Source organism: Deinococcus actinosclerus (genome assembly GCF_001507665.1).
Taxonomy (GTDB): domain Bacteria; phylum Deinococcota; class Deinococci; order Deinococcales; family Deinococcaceae; genus Deinococcus; species Deinococcus actinosclerus.
Map to the genome: position 1 here is coordinate 1928109 of NZ_CP013910.1, position 15996 is coordinate 1944104.

At 69.7% G+C, this 15996-nt stretch carries 17 protein-coding genes and 1 tRNA gene; 7 read left to right on the plus strand and 11 right to left on the minus strand.

The genetic code is table 11. From position 1 onward, the window contains the following. Nucleotides 1–94 precede the first annotated feature (94 nt). The 3 genes from AUC44_RS09325 to AUC44_RS09335 are packed head-to-tail and all read left to right on the plus strand — an operon-like array spanning nucleotide 95 to nucleotide 3633. Nucleotides 95–1657 carry an ABC transporter ATP-binding protein gene (locus tag AUC44_RS09325; RefSeq protein WP_157445264.1) on the plus strand — a complete coding sequence of 521 codons (1563 nt, stop codon included), beginning with the start codon at nucleotides 95–97 and terminating at the stop codon, nucleotides 1655–1657. Further along, on the plus strand, nucleotides 1654–2709 hold the full coding sequence (locus AUC44_RS09330; protein WP_062158378.1) for an ABC transporter permease: 1056 nt from the start codon (nucleotides 1654–1656) through the stop codon (nucleotides 2707–2709). Before AUC44_RS09325 ends, AUC44_RS09330 begins: the two co-directional genes overlap by 4 nt. A 30-nt stretch (nucleotides 2710–2739) precedes the next feature. Then, nucleotides 2740–3633: an ABC transporter permease gene (locus AUC44_RS09335; protein WP_062158379.1), complete on the plus strand. Its 894-nt coding sequence runs from the start codon at nucleotides 2740–2742 to the stop codon at nucleotides 3631–3633. Nucleotides 3634–3695: 62 nt separating this feature from the next. Here AUC44_RS09335 and AUC44_RS09340 read toward each other — a convergent pair whose 3' ends face one another. Beyond that, nucleotides 3696–4274, minus strand: coding sequence for a protein-methionine-sulfoxide reductase heme-binding subunit MsrQ (locus AUC44_RS09340; RefSeq protein ID WP_082689176.1), 579 nt, complete (start codon nucleotides 4272–4274; stop codon nucleotides 3696–3698). Nucleotides 4275–4330: 56 nt separating this feature from the next. After that, nucleotides 4331–5332, minus strand: a complete 1002-nt coding sequence (gene msrP / locus AUC44_RS09345; RefSeq protein WP_062158381.1) for a protein-methionine-sulfoxide reductase catalytic subunit MsrP — start codon at nucleotides 5330–5332, stop codon at nucleotides 4331–4333. Between the two features lie 260 nt (nucleotides 5333–5592). Between msrP and AUC44_RS09350 the strand changes: the two genes are divergently transcribed. Beyond that, the gene (locus tag AUC44_RS09350; protein WP_082689014.1) at nucleotides 5593–6762 is read left to right on the plus strand and encodes a BMP family ABC transporter substrate-binding protein; all 1170 of its coding nucleotides are present in this window, start codon (nucleotides 5593–5595) and stop codon (nucleotides 6760–6762) included. Between the two features lie 74 nt (nucleotides 6763–6836). Here AUC44_RS09350 and AUC44_RS09355 read toward each other — a convergent pair whose 3' ends face one another. After that, nucleotides 6837–7469: an MBL fold metallo-hydrolase gene (locus AUC44_RS09355; RefSeq protein WP_062158382.1), complete on the minus strand. Its 633-nt coding sequence runs from the start codon at nucleotides 7467–7469 to the stop codon at nucleotides 6837–6839. Between the two features lie 25 nt (nucleotides 7470–7494). Between AUC44_RS09355 and AUC44_RS09360 the strand changes: the two genes are divergently transcribed. Next, complete coding sequence (locus AUC44_RS09360; RefSeq protein WP_062158383.1) at nucleotides 7495–8058, plus strand: peroxidase-related enzyme; 564 nt, start codon at nucleotides 7495–7497, stop codon at nucleotides 8056–8058. A 15-nt stretch (nucleotides 8059–8073) separates the two neighbouring features. On the opposite strand, the gene AUC44_RS09365 is transcribed toward AUC44_RS09360, so the two are convergent. The 6 genes from AUC44_RS09365 to AUC44_RS09390 form a co-directional block, all read right to left on the minus strand. After that, on the minus strand, nucleotides 8074–8919 hold the full coding sequence (locus AUC44_RS09365; protein WP_062158384.1) for a hypothetical protein: 846 nt from the start codon (nucleotides 8917–8919) through the stop codon (nucleotides 8074–8076). A 68-nt stretch (nucleotides 8920–8987) separates the two neighbouring features. Continuing rightward, nucleotides 8988–9824 carry a 3-hydroxyacyl-CoA dehydrogenase family protein gene (locus AUC44_RS09370; protein ID WP_062158385.1) on the minus strand — a complete coding sequence of 279 codons (837 nt, stop codon included), beginning with the start codon at nucleotides 9822–9824 and terminating at the stop codon, nucleotides 8988–8990. Beyond that, nucleotides 9821–10120, minus strand: a complete 300-nt coding sequence (locus tag AUC44_RS09375) for a hypothetical protein (RefSeq protein WP_062158386.1) — start codon at nucleotides 10118–10120, stop codon at nucleotides 9821–9823. The genes AUC44_RS09370 and AUC44_RS09375 overlap by 4 nt, the downstream gene beginning before the upstream one ends. Next, complete coding sequence (locus AUC44_RS09380) at nucleotides 10120–10428, minus strand: YciI family protein (protein ID WP_157445265.1); 309 nt, start codon at nucleotides 10426–10428, stop codon at nucleotides 10120–10122. The genes AUC44_RS09375 and AUC44_RS09380 overlap by 1 nt, the downstream gene beginning before the upstream one ends. Nucleotides 10429–10433: 5 nt before the next feature. Then, on the minus strand, nucleotides 10434–11615 hold the full coding sequence (locus AUC44_RS09385; protein WP_062158387.1) for a thiolase family protein: 1182 nt from the start codon (nucleotides 11613–11615) through the stop codon (nucleotides 10434–10436). A gap of 33 nt (nucleotides 11616–11648) precedes the next feature. Continuing rightward, nucleotides 11649–11930: a nucleoside triphosphate pyrophosphohydrolase gene (locus AUC44_RS09390; protein ID WP_062158388.1), complete on the minus strand. Its 282-nt coding sequence runs from the start codon at nucleotides 11928–11930 to the stop codon at nucleotides 11649–11651. A 67-nt stretch (nucleotides 11931–11997) separates the two neighbouring features. Between AUC44_RS09390 and ffh the strand changes: the two genes are divergently transcribed. Next, nucleotides 11998–13338 (plus strand): signal recognition particle protein, encoded by a 1341-nt coding sequence (gene ffh, locus AUC44_RS09395; protein ID WP_062158389.1) that lies wholly within the window; start codon nucleotides 11998–12000, stop codon nucleotides 13336–13338. A gap of 127 nt (nucleotides 13339–13465) precedes the next feature. Continuing rightward, a tRNA-Lys gene (locus AUC44_RS09400) sits at nucleotides 13466–13541 on the plus strand. Nucleotides 13542–14088: 547 nt separating this feature from the next. Here the strand turns inward: AUC44_RS09400 and AUC44_RS09405 are convergent. Both AUC44_RS09405 and AUC44_RS16505 read right to left on the minus strand, forming a co-directional pair. Next, nucleotides 14089–15228: a tyrosine-type recombinase/integrase gene (locus AUC44_RS09405; RefSeq protein WP_231724405.1), complete on the minus strand. Its 1140-nt coding sequence runs from the start codon at nucleotides 15226–15228 to the stop codon at nucleotides 14089–14091. Nucleotides 15229–15769: 541 nt separating this feature from the next. Then, on the minus strand, nucleotides 15770–15940 hold the full coding sequence (locus AUC44_RS16505) for a hypothetical protein (protein ID WP_157445267.1): 171 nt from the start codon (nucleotides 15938–15940) through the stop codon (nucleotides 15770–15772). Nucleotides 15941–15996 lie beyond the last annotated feature (56 nt).

Consider the following 15996-nt stretch of genomic DNA (forward strand, 5'->3'; position numbering starts at 1 on the left):
CGGCGCGCGGGGTTGGTTAGGCTGTCCGCACACTGGTTTAAGGTTCCGTGAAGGAACCGGCTGGCGGGTGCCCGCCCCGGTGGAAGGATGGACTGTGAAGCATTCGGAGAGGCAGACGGCTGGCCCACCCGCGTTGCGGCTGAGCGGCATCACGAAACGGTTCCCGGGCGTCGTGGCGAACGACGCGGTGGAGCTGACCGTCCACGCGGGCGAGGTGCTGGCCCTGCTGGGCGAGAACGGCGCAGGGAAAAGCACCCTGATCTCGATCCTGTACGGCCTGTACCAGCCCGACGAGGGCGCGGTGGAGCTGGCGGGGCAGCCGGTGCGGATCGGCAGTCCGGCGCAGGCGCGGCGGCTCGGGATCGGGCTGGTGCCGCAGCATCCGCTGCTGGTGTCGCGGCACACCGTGGCGGAGAATCTGGCGCTGGGCCGCGTGGGCGGGCTGTTCCCGGCGCGGCGCGTGGCGGGGCAGGTCCGTGAACTGTCCGCCCGGTACGGGCTGGAGGTGAACCCGGACGCGCGCGTGTCGGACCTGTCGCCCGGCGAGAAGCAGCGCGTGGAGATCGTGCGGGCCCTGCTGGGCGGCGCGCGGGTGCTGATCCTCGACGAGCCCACCAGCGTGCTGACCCCGCAGGAGGCCGAGGGCCTGTTCCGCGTGATGCGCGAACTGAAGGCGGACGGACGCAGCCTGATCTTCATCTCGCACAAGCTGGACGAGGTGCTCTCGGTGGCGGACCGCGTGACGGTGCTGCGCCGCGGCAGGGTCGTGGGCGGCGTATCCACGCAGGGCGCGACCCGTGAGAGCCTCGCGGAACTGATGGTGGGCCGCAGCGTGGACTTCACCCGCAAGCGCGCGGGTGGCCCGGCCGCCGACGCGGGCGCGCTGCTGAGCGTGCGGGACCTGAGCGCGCAGGGCGCGCGGGGCCTGCACGCCCTGCGCGGCGTGAGTTTCGAGCTGCGCCGGGGCGAGGTGCTGGGCGTGGCCGGGATCGCCGGGAACGGCCAGAGCGAACTGGTGGAGGTCCTGGCGGGCCTGCACGCGGCGACCGGCTCGGTCACGCTGGACGGGCAGGCGCTGACCGGGGACGCGGCGGCGCGCTTCCGGTCGGGCGTGGCGCACATTCCCGAGGACCGCATTCACAGCGGCACGGTGCCGAGCATGACGGTCGCGGAGAACCTCGCCCTGCGGGACTTCGAGCGGCCCCCACTGGCGCGCGGACTGGCGCGGGACATTGCCGCCACGGACGAGCGGGCGCGGCGCGAGGTGGAGGCCTACGCGGTCGCCACGCCGGGCATTCACACGCCCACGCGGCTGCTGTCGGGCGGGAACATCCAGAAGCTGATCCTGGCGCGGGAACTGGCGGGGCAGCCGAAACTGATCCTGGCGGTGCACCCGACCTACGGGCTGGACATCGGCGCGACCGATCAGGTGCACCGGGTGCTGCTGGACCGCGCGGGGGACGGCGCGGGCGTCCTGCTGGTCAGTGAGGATCTGGACGAACTGCTCAGCCTCTCGGACCGCGTGGCGGTCATGGTGGGCGGCTCGCTGCTGGGGCCGTTCCCGGTGGCCGAGGTCACGCGCGAGTCGCTGGGCCTCCTGATGGGCGGCGCGCACCCCCACAGCCTGCCCGGAGCCACACAGGGGGTGGGCGCGTGAGGTTCGTGGCAGTCACGGCCCCCTCGGCGGCCCGCACGGCACTGGTCACGGTGGCGTCGGTGGTCGTGGCGCTGCTGGTCTGCGCGCTGGTGTTCGCGCTGGCGGGGCAGTCCCCGGCGGAGGTGTACGGCACGATGCTGCGCGGCACGCTGGGCGACCCGACCGGGCTGGCCGAGGTGGGGCGGCGCACCATTCCGCTGCTCCTGATCGGAGCGGGGCTGGCGCTGGCGTTCCGCGCGCAGTTCTTCAACATCGGCGCGGAGGGCCAGCTGCTGCTCGGCGCGGTGTTCGCGGCGGGCACGGCGCTGTTCCTGCCCGTTCCGGGCGCGCTGCTCGTCCCGGCCGTGTTCGTGGCGGGCTTCATCGGCGGGGGCCTGTGGGCGCTCGTGGCGGCGGCGCTGCGGCGCGTGAACGTGAACGAGATCCTCTCCACCCTGATGCTCAACTACATCGCCGTGGCGCTCGTCACGTACCTGATCGCCGGGCCGTGGAAGGGCAAGGACGTGCGCGGGTACATCTACACCGACACCTTCCCGCAGGGGGCGTGGCTGCCCACCCTGAGCGGCACGCAGGTGCACTGGCCCACGCTGCTGCTGGGCGTGGCGCTGGCGCTGGGCCTCCAGTGGCTGCTCTCGCGCTCCACCTTCGGGTACGCGCTGCGCGTCGTCGGGGAGAACCCCGGTGCGGCGCACTACGCGGGCCTCAGCAGCGCGCGCGTCGCCACGCTGGTCGCGCTGCTCACCGGGGGGCTGGCGGGGCTGGCCGGCGCAGGCGAGGTGGCGGGCATCCACCACCGCCTCCTGGAGGCCAGTCAGATCAGCCTGGGGTACGGCTTCACTGCCGTGATCGTGGCGTGGCTGGCGCGCGGGAACCCGGCGCTGTGCCTGATCACCGCGCCCCTGATGGCCGTGATCCTGGCGGGCGGCGACCTGCTGAAGATCGACCTGAACCTGCCCTTCCGCGTGGTGGACATCTTCAGCGGCGTGATCCTGCTGTGCCTGATCGCCTCGGAAGTCTTCGTCCGCCACCGCGTCAAGTGGGGCCGCGCGTGAGCCGCCTCCTCTCCTCCACCGAGGTCCTGTATGGATAGCATTGTCGTAGAGGCGCTCGTGCGCGCCCTGGCGGTCGGGACGCCGCTGCTGCTCGCGTGCCTGGGCGCGATCCTCAACGAACGCGCCGGGGTGGTGAACCTGGGCGTGGAGGGCATGATGGCCGTCGGCGCGCTCGCGGCGTTCGCGGTGGCGTCCAGGAGTCCGGACGCGAGCCTGTGGGCGGCGGTCGGCGCGGCCATGCTGGCGGGCGCGGCGCTGTCTGGGCTGCACGCCGTGGCGACCGTCACGCTGCGCGCCAACCAGTTCGTGAGTGGGCTGGCCCTGGCGCTAATCGGCACGGGCGCGGCGGGCCTGCTGGGCAAGAAGTTCGAGGGCCTGCCCCTCTTCAACAAGGTTCAGGACTGGACGCTGGGGAGCTTCACGATCAGTCCGTTCACGGTCGCCGCGCTGATCCTGGCAGGGCTGCTGGCCTTCTGGCTGAACGCCACCCGCTCCGGCCTGACGCTGCGCTCGGTGGGGGAAAACCCGGCGGCGGCGGACGTGCTGGGCGTGAACGTCGGCCTGACCCGCGTGCTGGCCGTGCTGGGCGGCGGCGCGCTGGCCGGGCTGGCGGGCGCGTTCCTGGCGCTCTCGTACCGGTCCTCGTGGGCCGACAACATGGTGGGGGGCCTGGGCTGGATCGCCGTGGCGCTGGTGATCTTCGTCGGGTGGCGGCCCCTGCGGGCCATCGCCGGGGCGCTGTTCTTCGGGTTCCTGTACTACCTGCAGTTCCGCCTCCAGGGCAACAGCAACGTGCCCACCGAGGTGTTCAGCGCCATGCCGTTCATCCTCGTGCTCGTGGTGCTGGCCCTGGCGGGTCTGCGCGGACAGGCCGGGGACGCCCCCGCCGCGCTGGGCCGCCCCTACGTGCGCGGCGAACGCTAGGCGCGAAGGCGGGAGGCCCGGCGACTGCACCGCCGGGCCTCCGCCGTCCGGTCCAGGCCGGTTCAGCCGCCGCTGACCGGCCGTGACCGCGCGGCGCCGCGCGCCGGTCGGCGTTTCAGCAGGCGCACGGCGAACAGCGCGGCGATCACGGCGGCGTAGATCAGCGGCTGGGTGTGGTCCTTCTTCACGCCCCAGTAGTAGTGCAGCGCGCCCAGGCTGACCGCCACGTACGCCAGCTGGTGCAGGCGCGTCCAGCGCTGGAAGCCCAGCCGCTTGACCGCGCGGGGCGTGCTGGTCAGCGCCAGCGGCACGAGCAGCAGCAGCGCCGTGAACCCGGCCGTGATGAACGGGCGCTTCAGGATGTCCTCGGTCATCAGTGACAGGTCGAAGGAGTGGTCCAGCAGGTAGATCAGGAAGTGCAGCGCGGCGTACCCGAACGCCAGCAGGCCCAGCGGCTTGCGGATGCGGGCGGGCCACGTCCAGCCGGTCAGCAGGCGCAGGGGCGTGCAGGCCAGCGACAGCACCAGCAGCGCCAGCGTCAGCAGCCCGGTCTGGAGCGTGGCCCGCTGGATGGGATTGGCACCCAGCTGCCCGGTCGCAGCGTCCAGCAGCAGCACCGCTGCCGGCAGCAGACCCCCCACGGTCACGGCCGGGGGCAGCCAGCTCAGGGACGCGCGGCGCGGGCGGGCCGGGCTGGTCAGAAGAACCGCCTCAGGTCCATGCCCTTGTACAGGCCCGCGACCTGTTCGGCGTACCCGTTGAACGGCAGGGTCTTGCGGCGGCCCAGTTCACCGATGCGGCGCTCGGTCGCCTGACTCCAGCGGGGGTGCGGCACTGCCGGGTTCACGTTCGCGTAGAACCCGTACTCCTGCGGGGCCGCCAGCGCCCAGGTCGTCTGCGGCTGCTTCTCGGTCAGGGTGATCCGCACGACGCTCTTGATGCTCTTGAAGCCGTACTTCCAGGGCACGGCCAGCCGCAGCGGCGCGCCGTTCTGACCGGGCAGCACCCGCCCGTCCAGACCGACCGCCATGAACGCCAGGGGATGCAGCGCCTCGTCCAGGCGCAGGCCCTCCACGTAGGGCCACTGCAACACGGCCTGCTTCTGCCCGGGGAGCTGCTTGGGGTCCAGCAGCGCCGTGAACTGGACGTACTTCGCCTTACTCGTGGGTTCCATGCGGCGGATCAGGGCGGCCAGCGGGAAGCCCAGCCAGGGCATGACCATGCTCCAGCCCTCCACGCAGCGCATGCGGTACACGCGGTCCTCAAGCGGGAACCAGCCCTGCAGCGTGTCGATGTCCACGGTCATGGGCTTGCGGACCTCGCCGTCGATGCGCACGGTCCAGGGGCGGGTCTTCAGGCTGCCGGCCATGCGGGCGGGGTCACTCTTGTCCAGCCCGAACTCGTAGAAGTTGTTGTACGAGGTGGCCTGCGCGTAGGGCGTGACGGCCTCGCTGGTGTCGTACGGGCCCAGCGGGCGGGCCGGGCGGGTGAAGGCGGCGCCCTGCGCCTCGGCCGCGCCGGGACCGCCGGGGCGGCGGGTGAGCAGTTCCAGGCCGCCCCCCAGCGCGCCGGCCGTGGCGGTGAACAGGGCGGCGCTGCGCAGGAATTCCCGGCGGGGGTTGGGGCTGCCCGGGGTCAGGATGCGGCGCTCGCTGGACTCGGGATCGGGTCGTTCCGGTGGGGGGGTGCGGTCACTCATGGGGGAACCTCCTGAAGAGTTGTATGCAGCCTGCGCCCAAACGGTTGACATCACTGTCACGCCAGACACCCCACGCGCAGGGCCCAGACACCGTCGCCCGCCCAGGAGATGCGTCCTGGCAGGCCCCGAGGTGACAATCTGCACGTTGGTCCGTCCTCATCCGGCAGAGGTCCGGTCCACCGAGACAGACTGTCCCTTTTCCTGGGAACAAAATGAAGTCACAATAAAGGCAGGCGTCACCCCGTCCCCGGAGGTTCACCATGAAGAAAGCACTCCTCACTGCCCTGCCCCTGTCCCTGGCACTCCTGAGCACCGCCGCCAGCCCCGCCGCGCAGGCCCAGCAGCCCGGCAAACTCAAGGCCTGCTTCATCTACGTCGGCCCGGTCGGCGACATCGGCTGGAGCTATGCCCACGACGAGGCCCGCAAGAAGACCGAGAAGGCCCTCCCCTGGCTGGAAACGAAGTACGTCGAGAGCGTGCCCGAGGGGCAGGCTATGCCCGTCATTGACCGGCTGGTCAAGGACAACTGCAAGGTCATCTTCACCACGTCCTTCGGCTTCATGGACCAGACCTACGACGCCGCCAAGAAGTACCCGAACGTGATCTTCGCGCATGCCAGCGGCTTCAAGCGCCTGCCGAACATGGCGACGTACATGGCGGACTTCTACCAGATCTACTACCTCAACGGCATGATGGCCGCCGCCGTCAGCAAGTCCGACAAGCTCGGCTACGTGGGGGCCTTCCCCGTGCCCGAACTCAAGCGGCACATCAGCGCCTTCGCCATGGGCGCGCGCGCCGTGAACCCCAAGGCGACCGTCAGCGTCAAATGGATCAACGCGTGGTTCGACCCCAACAAGGCCCGCGAGGCCGCCGAGGCCCTGATCAGCGAGGGCGCGGGCGCTTTGGCCTTCACCGAGGACACCGCCAGCGTTGTGCAGACGGCCGCCGCGCGCAAGATCCCGTCCTTCGCGCACTACTCGCCCATGTACAAGTTTGCGCCCGACTACGTGGTCAGCGGGCAGCTCGTGCACTGGGACAAGATCTACATCGACTTCCTGACCAAGGTGCGCAACGGCACCTACACCAACAAGAACCTCCAGACCGTCGACTACTGGAACCTGCTGCGCGGCGGCAGCGTCGAACTGGGCGCGCAGGACGGCATGGCCATCAACCCCAAATGGGTCCCCGCCCTGAAAGCCAGGACGATCACCGTCGCCGGGAAGAAAACCAGCGTGTACGACCGCGTCATGGCCCTGAAAGCCGACATGGAGAAGGGCGGCAAGTTCGACCCGTTCGCGGGGCCGCTGAAAGACCGCAACGGCATCCTGCGCGTCCCCGCCGGGAAGGTCGCCAGCATCGCCGACCTGAACAACATGTCCTGGGTCGCCCCTGGCGTCACCGGTCAGGTCGCCGACGAACCCAAGAAGTGACGCTGTAGAAGTTTGACAGTCGATGGTTGACGGAAGGGAGTGCGCGCCCTCCATTAACCATCAACTGTTCACCATCAACCATTCCGCTCAGCGCGGGCGCGGATCTGCCCCGGCGTGAGGCGGCCACCGTGCCCGGGCCAGACCTCACGCAGGTCGAGGTCCAGCAGGCCCCTGAGCGTCGTCAGCGCCTGCGCGTGGTCGTGGTTGTACGCCGCGCGGGGCAGGTGCGCGCCGTCCGCGCCCCCCACCACGGCGTCGCCCGCGATCAGCACCCCGTCCCGCAGCAGCCCGGTCTGCCCCGGCGTGTGCCCGGGCAGCGGCACGACCTGCCAGCCCAGCACGTCCTGACCGGGCGTCGTGGCCTGCACGGCGCGCAGCTTCGGGTGCGCGCGGGAGATCACGCGGCCCAGGGCGGGAAAGCCGGACGGATAGGGCAGGTCATGCACCTGCCCCAGCAGCGCCGGGTGCTCCAGCGGGTGCGCCAGCACCGGCACGCCCGCCCGCTGCGCCAGGAACGCGTTCCCGGCGTGATCCACATGCGCGTGCGTGAGCAGGAGGGCGTCCGGCCGGAACGCCCGCAGCAGCCGGGCGAACCGCGGCGCGTGCGAGAGGGCGCCACTGTCCACCAGCAGCCGCCCCGCCGGGGTACTCAGCAGGTACACGTTCGCGTACAGGGGACGGACGGCCAGCTTCACGCGACCGATCATGCCACGCGGCGTACCCTGAAGCACCATGAACCGCATCTCCTGGCTGGCCGTCCCCGACGAAGCGACCGCACCCGAAGGCGTGCAGAAACTCTGGGCGAAAGCCCAGGGAAACCTCGGCTTCGTGCCCAACGTGTTCCGCGCGCAGGCCCTGAACCCCGACACGTTCCTGGCGTGGTGGCACGACTTCAACACCCTGGTAAACCGCGAAGGGCACCTGAAGAACGCCGACCGGGAACTCCTGGCCGTGGTCGTCAGCGGCCTGAACCGCTGCGTGTACTGCGCGGTCTCCCACGGCGCGGCCCTGCGCGACTACACCGGTGACGCCGCCCTGGCCGACACGGTCGCCGTGAACTGGCGTCACGCCCCCCTCACGCCGCAGCAGGCGGCCCTGTGCGCCTACGCCGAGAAACTCACCCTCACGCCCGCGCACATGACCGAAGCCGACCTGCGTGACCTCCGCGCGGCGGGCCTCACCGACCACGCCATCCTGGAAGCCACGCAGGTCATCGGGATGTTCAACATGACCAACCGCGTCAGCAGCGCCCTGGGTTTTACCCCCAACGCCGAGTACCACCGGCAGGGCCGCTGACCGCGCCTGCCCCTCTTACCCGCGCGTGTAGCCGGTGGCGCGCCAGCCGCAGCCGTCACGCACCAGGGTCACCGTGCCCGGGTAGGTGTCGCTGGAGCGCGTGCCACTGCCCCGGCTGACCAGATTGATGGTGATCGAGCCGGTCGCGACCGCTGTATTTCCGTTGATCGTCACGCTGGAGATGTTCACCTGATACGTGAAACTGGAGAATCCGGCCGAGTAGGACCCGGCCGCCGCCGACAGCGCCCGCGTGGCCGCGCGGCTGGCCGCCGACCGCGCCGCCGCGCGGTCCTCTTCGGGGGAGACACTGCACTGCGCCGGGGCGCCCTCCCCTGAGCCGGCGGCCCCTTCACCCGCCGCAGCGGCGGGCGCCGCCACCAGACTGCTCAGCGGCCCCACGAACGTGCGGTACGTCAACCCGACCGTCACCCTCGGCCCGGGAATCACGAGCAGGTCGGTCGACAGGCGCTGCACGCCGACTTCCGCGAAACCCTCGACCGGGAAGAGTTCCAGGCCGTAGCGCGCGCCCAGGCCGCCGTACACGACCGGGTTGCCGTCCTGGAGGTTCGCCCCCGCCACGACGTACCCGGTCAGGCCGTTCGTGCTGAACAGATCGAACGTGGCACCCAGGCCGAAGGCCGCAGAGCCGGCCTCACCCTCCACCCCGGAGCGGCAGTACGCACCCTCGCCGTACACCCCGAAGCGGCCCTCCTGCACGCCCGCGCGGGCGCCGGCCACACCGCACGACAGGCCGAGGCTGCTGGTCGCACTCAGGCGCAGATCGGCGGCCTGGGCGGGCGTGGCGAGGGACGTCAGGGCAGCGGCGGCGGTCAGGGCGGTCAACCAGCGGGTTTTCAACATGCTGCGTTCTAACATGAAACCGGGGCTGCCTCCAGAGGGCGCCCCGGGTGCCTGAAGCCGTCGTCAGGTCAGTACGTGTAGAAGCCCTGCCCGCTCTTGCGGCCCAGCAGGCCCGCCTGCACCATCTTGCGCAGCAGCGGGCTGGGGCGGTACTTGTCGTCCCCCAGGCCCCTGTGCAGCACTTCCATGATGGCGAGGCAGGTGTCCAGCCCGATGAAGTCCGCCAGGGTCAGGGGACCCATGGGGTGGTTCATGCCGAGTTTCATGATCCCGTCGATGGCCTCGGGCTCCGCGACGCCTTCCATGACGCATTGGATGGCCTCGTTCAGCATGGGCATCAGGATGCGGTTGCTGACAAACCCGGGGAAATCGTTGCAGCTCAGCGGGGTCTTCCCCATCCGCTCGGCGGTCTGCGTGACGAACTGCGCGGTCTCGTCGCTGGTGCTGTAGCCCCGGATGACCTCCACGAGTTGCATCAGTGGCACCGGGTTCATGAAGTGCATCCCGATGAACTTATCGGGGCGGCCCGACGCGCTCGCCAGCGCCGTGATCGGAATAGAGCTCGTGTTGCTCGCCAGGATGCCGTCCGGCTTCACGATCTGCCCCAGTTGCCCGAACAGGTCGGCCTTCACCCCCTCGTTTTCCACGATGGCCTCCACGACCAGATCGCAGTCCGCGAACGCGTTCAGGTCGGTCGTGAACTCCATACGGCCCAGGATCACGTCCGGGGCGTCCGTCAGGCGGCCCTTCTCGTGCAGTTTCGCCAGGGACTTCTCGATCACGGCGCGGCCCCGATCCAGGAATTCCTGCTTCACGTCCTGCACGACCACGGTAAATCCACTCTGCGCGGCGACCTGCGCGATGCCGCCGCCCATCTGTCCAGCTCCGATCACTCCGAATTTCATTGATTGACTCCCTGCGTCAGGATGAATTCCCTGACCCGTTTCAAATGCTCAAGTAATTCTGGCGCGGCTCCCTGCGCCTCGGCCTTCCACCGAAGACGCGTCACCCCAGCAGCAACGGCTACAAGCTGCTCGGACGTTAACGGGTCGAGTTCCAGCAGATAGGACAGTTGCGCCTTTTCCAGAATCAACTTGAGGGCAGCGTCCTCGCCGTGTGCCACCATCTCGTCGCGGAGGCTCTCAAATACGATGTTGGCGAGGGAGATGTCGTTACTCTCCGTCGAAATAAAAACCGCCATTACTCCACCAGCGGCACGCCCTCGAGCTGCACGGCTTTGCCTCGTTTGACGGGGTTGAAGGCGGTGTACTTGTAGCGGGAGCAGCCTGACTGGACGAAGGGGTCGTGGTCGAACAGGTCCACGAGCTCCTGCAGGGTGTCGGCCTGCGCGACGATCACGCCGCCAGTGTTGTCGACCTTGCGGCCGCTGGTGAGGAACACGCCGCTCTTGTAGTGCTGGTCGAGCCATTCGCGGTGAGCGGGGGTGACCTGGGCGATCTCGTCGGCGGGTTTGAGGTAGGTGCTCTCGATGATCCACAGGGTCGTCATGGTGCTCAGCCTACCCGCTTGACGGCCAGGGCGAGGCCGTTGCCGCCGCCCATGCACAGCGTGGCGATGCCGGTTTCCTTGTTCTGCTGCTTCAGGGCGTGCAGGAGGGTCACGAGGATGCGCGCGCCGGATGCGCCGATGGGGTGGCCGAGGGCGACGGCGCCGCCGTTCACGTTCACGCGGGCGGGGTCCAGGCCGAGTTCGCGGGCGACGGCGAGGCTCTGGACGCTGAACGCCTCGTTCAGTTCCCAGAGGTCCACGTCACCGGCCTGCCAGCCGAGTTTTGTCAGGAGTTTCTGCGTGGCGGGGACGGGCGTCATCATGACCCATTCGGGGGCGAGGCCGCCCGTGGCGTAGTCGATGATCTCGGCCAGGGGGGTCAGGCCGTGGGCCTGGGCGAAGTCGGCGCTGACGACCATCAGGCTGGCCGCGCCGTCGTTCAGGCCGGGGGCGTTCCCGGCGGTGACGCTGCCGTCTTTCTTGAAAGCGGGTTTGAGGCGGCCCAGGGTCTCCTCGCTGGTGTCGGCGCGGGGGCCCTCGTCGGTGTCCACGACGGTGTCGCCCTTGCGGCCCTTGACGGTCACGGGGACGATCTCTTCGGCGAAGCGGCCCTCCTGCTGCGCGGCGATGGCGCGGCGGTGGCTCTGGGTGGCGTAGGCGTCCTGCTCCTCGCGGGTGATGGCGTACTTCTCGGCGACGCGTTCGCCGGTCAGGCCCATGCCCTCGTCGTTGATGGAGCACCACAGGCCGTCCTGGGTGTTCGCGTCGAGGACCTGCGCGTGGCCCAGGCGGTAGCCCTTGCGCGCGCCGGGCAGCAGGTGCGGGGCGTTGCTCATGGATTCCATGCCCCCGGCGAGGACGGCGTGCTGGTCCCCGGCGCGGATGCTCTGCGCGGCGAGGATCACGGCTTTCAGGCCGCTGCCGCACACCTTGTTGATGGTCAGCGCGCCGACCTCGTTCGTCAGTCCGGCTTTCAGGGCGGCCTGCCGGGCGGGGTTCTGCCCGCTACCCGCCTGCACGACCTGACCCATGATGACTTCCTCGATCAGGCCAGCGTCCAGGCCGCTGCGGCGCAGGGTTTCACGCAGGGTGGCGGCGCCCAGGTCGACGGCGCTGACGCTCTCGAGGCTGCCCAGGAACTTCCCGGTGGGCGTGCGGCTGGCCGCGACGATCACTGCTCTTTGCATGGCCGCAGCATAGCGCGGCCTGCCTAACGGGCGTTAGGCTGGCGTCCACCACACCCGGCCCGCGAAGCCGCCCCGCGCGTCCGCCTTCGCACGGCGCAGTGCCTCCAGCTCCTCCGGGCTCAGACCATGCAGGGCCGCCAGGGCCCGCAGGACTTCCAGCACGTCCGCCAGTTCCTCGGCGTCGCCGGAATCGAGGTACTCCGCGACCTCCTCCTCCAGCTTGGCGCGCAGCGCGGCGCAGTACTCCCCCTCCGTCAGGGTGCGGGTCTGCCCGCTGAACAGGTCCGGGATGCGGTCACGCACGAGTTTGCCCATGCCGCGCAGCGTAACAGCCCGCGTGCGCGTCACAGACGCCTGCGGGGCTGCGTGGTAGCGTGACAGCATGTTTGAGTCCCTGGGCAACAAGTTGCAGGACATCCTGGACCGGGTGGGTAAGGAACGCCAGCTGACCGAGGCGCAGGTCAAGGCCGCGATGCGCGAGATCCGCATGGCGCTGCTGGAAGCCGACGTGAACTTCGGCGTCGCGAAGGACTTCGTGGCGCGCGTCTCCGAGAAGGCCGTCGGGCAGTCCGTGGAAGGCAGCCTGACCGCCGGGCAGACCGTCGTGAAACTCGTGCACGACGAACTGATCGAGACGCTGGGTGGCAAGACCATCCAGCCGGAACTGAAGACCGAGGGGAACGTCTGGTTCATGGTGGGCCTCCAGGGCGCCGGGAAGACGACCAGCACCGGCAAGCTCGCCGCGCACTACAAGAGCAAGGGCCGCCGCGTGCTGCTCGTCGCGGCCGACACGCAGCGTCCCGCCGCGCGCGACCAGCTCGAAGTCCTCGCCAAACAGGTGGGCGTGCCGGTCCTGAAGGTCGCGGACGGCGAGAGCCCCGCCGAGACGAAACGCCGGGTGGACGAGCACCTGAAGACCGACTTCCGCGACCTCGTGATCGTGGACACCGCCGGCCGCCTCCAGATCGACGAGGCGCTGATGGACCAGCTGGCCGACCTCCAGCGCGTCATGCAGCCCACCGAGAGCCTGCTCGTCGTGGACGCCATGACCGGCCAGGAGGCGCTGAACGTCGCGCAGACCTTCGACCAGCGCGTGAACGTCACGGGCCTGATCATCACGAAGATGGACGGCGACGCGCGCGGCGGCGCGGCCCTCAGCGCGCGCAGCGTGACCGGCAAACCCATCTACTTCGCGGGCACCAGCGAGAAGATCGCCGGACTGGACGCCTTCCACCCCGACCGGGTCGCGGGACGCATCCTCGGCATGGGCGACGTGCTCGGCCTGATCGAACGCGCGCAGCAGGCCGACCTGAAAGCCATGGAAGTCAAGAAACCCGGCGACTTCGACCTGGAAGACCTGCTGCTGCAACTGCGGCAGATCCGCAAGATGGGCCCGCTGGGCGACCTGCTCAAGCTCATCCCCGGCATGAGCCGCGCGCTGCCCGAAGGCTTCAACATTGACGAGGCGCAGCTCCAGCGGATCGACGCGATGATCAGCTCCATGACCGTCAAGGAACGCCGCAACCCCAAGATCATCGACGGGCGCCGCCGCAAACGCATCGCCGCCGGCAGCGGCCACAGCGTGCAGGACATCAACAAACTCCTGAAGATGCACGAGCAGATGAAGGACATGATGAAGATGCTCCAGCGCATGAGCGGCCCCGGCGCCAAGGGCATGAAACCGCCCCGCATGCCCAACGTCCCCCCCAGCCTCAAACGCTGAAGCCCCACCCATCGACACCCGCCCCCGCAGCGCAGCCGGGGCGGGTGTTGACACTCCGGCACCCGCCCCATATACTCACTCCCGCTGAGAACGCGCCCACACGGCACGCAGCGAGACAAAACCACCTGGGTCGTTAGCTCAATCGGTAGAGCAGCTGACTTTTAATCAGCGGGTTGTAGGTTCAAGTCCTACACGACCCACCAGAAAAACCCCGTCCTAGACGGGGTTTCTTGTTTTACTTCCACCCGCTGACGTGGCCCACTGTGCCCCACGTGGCCCAAACGTGGCCCACCGCGTTTCAGGGGGTCACCCTGCCCCACCGTGCCCGGTCCCGCTCGAAGACCCCCCGCCCTGGCCCCGGCCTGAACCGTCAGCGACCGTCGCCGGGCCAGGGGGGGGCGGGTCATCCTGGCCCGGTCCTCTTCGCAGAAAAAAACACGCCCGAAAGATTCCAGCTCTTATACCTCGAAAAATCTGGGGACATTGGGGACTCAAGCCGTTTCACGCCGTCTGACACGAAGAAAAACCCTGTCCCCACGAAAAACGGGGGTGGGGACTCACTTCCAGAAAACACCGTGCAGGACAGCGTTTCTCCGTGTCCGCACTTTTGGGACTTTGCGTCCCCACTCTGGGGACTCAGGCCGTTCAGGGGTGGGGACCGGCGCAGGAACCGGCGAAGAGGGACGGTCAGACCGCCCCCCCGCACCCCCCCGCCTTTCCAGCGTGCCGACCGCACGCCCTGGCCCTGGCCTACACCTTCCGGCGCGGCCCGCCCTTCCTGACCGCCCCACGGCGCACCGGGGACACGCCCGCCCGCGTCTTCCCTTCGCCGGTCCCGCCTTCCACCTCGAGCGGCCCCCCGCCGGGCACCGTGGGCGCTTCCAGGGGTGCCGGCGCCGCCCGCCCCTGGCCCCGCCCCCGAAGGTCTGACAGCTCATACCCCAGGCCGCGCAGCTTGCCGGGCAGGGCGTGCGCGTAAATGTTCAGGGTGGTACTCACCTGCGCGTGACCCAGCATGGCCGCGACACTCACCGGGTCTTCCCCCCTCGAGATCAGGAACGTCCCTGTACTGTGGCGCAGCGCGTGCGGGGACAGGACTTCTACGCCCGCCGCCTCGCACGTCCGGCGCATCACGGCGCGCAGCGAGTCCTGACGCATGGGGCGGCCGTCCACTGACGGGAACACCGGGGCCGTCTCTGCCACGCCCGCGCCCTGGTACTTGAGTGCCCGCGCCTCGACTGCCACGCGCGCCCGCATGTCTTCCACGATCCCCAGGGCGTCCCCGGACAGGTACACGCGCCGCACGCCCGCCGAAGTCTTCGGCCCGCCCGCGTAGTACTTCCCCTCAAACTCACTGCGGGTCTTCGAGACACTGACGTAAGGCGCGCCCGTGTCATCCTGCCGCACGTCCCCCCACGTCAGGGCCAGCGCTTCCCCGATCCGAAGGCCGGTGTACGCCAGGAAGGCCAGGGGCAGGGCGAAACGGTCCCCCAGGGCCACGGTCACGAACCGCGCCAGGTCTTCCGGCTCGAAGTGCTTGACCTTCGCCTCTTTGACGGCGCCGCCCTTCGAGGGGGACAGGGGCCGCGCGTACTGCGCCGGGTTGTCCCTCAGCAGCCCGTCAGCGATAGCGTGGGCATACGCGCCGTGCAAGAGGACGTGAACCTGTCTCTGCCCGCTGTACCCCAGGGGGGGCCGCATCATTCCCTCTTCGCCGGGCCGCGCCACGCTCAGCAGCTCGAAGTACTCACGCAACCGGCCCGGCAGGACGCCCGCCGCGATCAGGTGGGCCAGATGGGGCGCTATGTGCCGGGTGTACAGGGCTTCGTTATTCCAGGCCGTGCGGTCTGCCCACGTGGCCCGCTTCGAGCGCATGTACTCCGTGACCATCTCGCCCACCGTCAGGGTCCGGGACGCGGGCCGCTTCCCTTCCCCCGCTTCCTGTAGGGCGCGCGCTATCGCTTCGTGCCCTTCCCTCTTCGTGTTCACCGTCCCGCTAGGGCGCGCCGTTGTCCCGTCCGGGTACGTCACCCGGACCCGCCACCGCCACCGCCCGGACGGCAGTTGCGTAACGTCCCCCTGCCGGTCACTGGCCTTGCCCTTCCGCTTCCCCGTCATACGCCACAGGGTAAACCCGGCCTACTCCCCTGGCCCCCGGACAACCCCGGAAGACAGCAGCGTAAACCCGCATCCCCCCGGACGATCCCGGAAGACAGTGGGCCGCGCCCTGGCCCCTCGAGCGGCCCGCCCCTCTTTTACTCAGGTCTGAGTAAAACCCCCTGACGCCCTAAGCCGGGCTTAGACCGTGGGGGCCGGATCATGTGCCCGGCGTCAGGAAGATGTTCCGGGGGCCGCTCGAGCGGGCCAGGGGCACGGCGAAGGGGAAGCCCAGGCACGCGCCCACGCTTCCCCTTCGCCGGTCTTCCAGGTGCTACGCCATGCCCGCCCACAGGACGCCCGCCACGATCAGGGCCAGCACGGCCGCGCCGGTCAGCGCCCAGCGCGCCCAGGTCACCCGGCGAAAGAGGAACGCCAGGAACAGCAGCGCGCACGCCAGGGCGAAGACCTCCCACGGTGCGCCCCGGTCAGCGTTCACGATCACCACCGGCACCGTCCGGCTTCCAGGCGTGCCGCTCACCGCGTGCCTCGCAGGAAGGC

Coding starts and splice junctions, on each gene's coding strand:
- AUC44_RS09380 (WP_157445265.1), bottom strand. CDS start 10,428: ATGACGACCCTGTGGATCATCGAGAGCACCTACCTCAAACCCGCCGAC.
- AUC44_RS09375 (WP_062158386.1), bottom strand. CDS start 10,120: ATGGCGGTTTTTATTTCGACGGAGAGTAACGACATCTCCCTCGCCAAC.
- AUC44_RS09390 (WP_062158388.1), bottom strand. CDS start 11,930: ATGGGCAAACTCGTGCGTGACCGCATCCCGGACCTGTTCAGCGGGCAG.
- AUC44_RS09405 (WP_231724405.1), bottom strand. CDS start 15,228: ATGGTCACGGAGTACATGCGCTCGAAGCGGGCCACGTGGGCAGACCGC.
- AUC44_RS09350 (WP_082689014.1), top strand. CDS start 5,593: ATGAAGAAAGCACTCCTCACTGCCCTGCCCCTGTCCCTGGCACTCCTG.
- AUC44_RS09365 (WP_062158384.1), bottom strand. CDS start 8,919: ATGTTGAAAACCCGCTGGTTGACCGCCCTGACCGCCGCCGCTGCCCTG.
- AUC44_RS09385 (WP_062158387.1), bottom strand. CDS start 11,615: ATGCAAAGAGCAGTGATCGTCGCGGCCAGCCGCACGCCCACCGGGAAG.
- AUC44_RS09360 (WP_062158383.1), top strand. CDS start 7,495: ATGAACCGCATCTCCTGGCTGGCCGTCCCCGACGAAGCGACCGCACCC.
- msrP (WP_062158381.1), bottom strand. CDS start 5,332: ATGAGTGACCGCACCCCCCCACCGGAACGACCCGATCCCGAGTCCAGC.
- ffh (WP_062158389.1), top strand. CDS start 11,998: ATGTTTGAGTCCCTGGGCAACAAGTTGCAGGACATCCTGGACCGGGTG.
- AUC44_RS09335 (WP_062158379.1), top strand. CDS start 2,740: ATGGATAGCATTGTCGTAGAGGCGCTCGTGCGCGCCCTGGCGGTCGGG.
- AUC44_RS09355 (WP_062158382.1), bottom strand. CDS start 7,469: ATGATCGGTCGCGTGAAGCTGGCCGTCCGTCCCCTGTACGCGAACGTG.
- AUC44_RS09370 (WP_062158385.1), bottom strand. CDS start 9,824: ATGAAATTCGGAGTGATCGGAGCTGGACAGATGGGCGGCGGCATCGCG.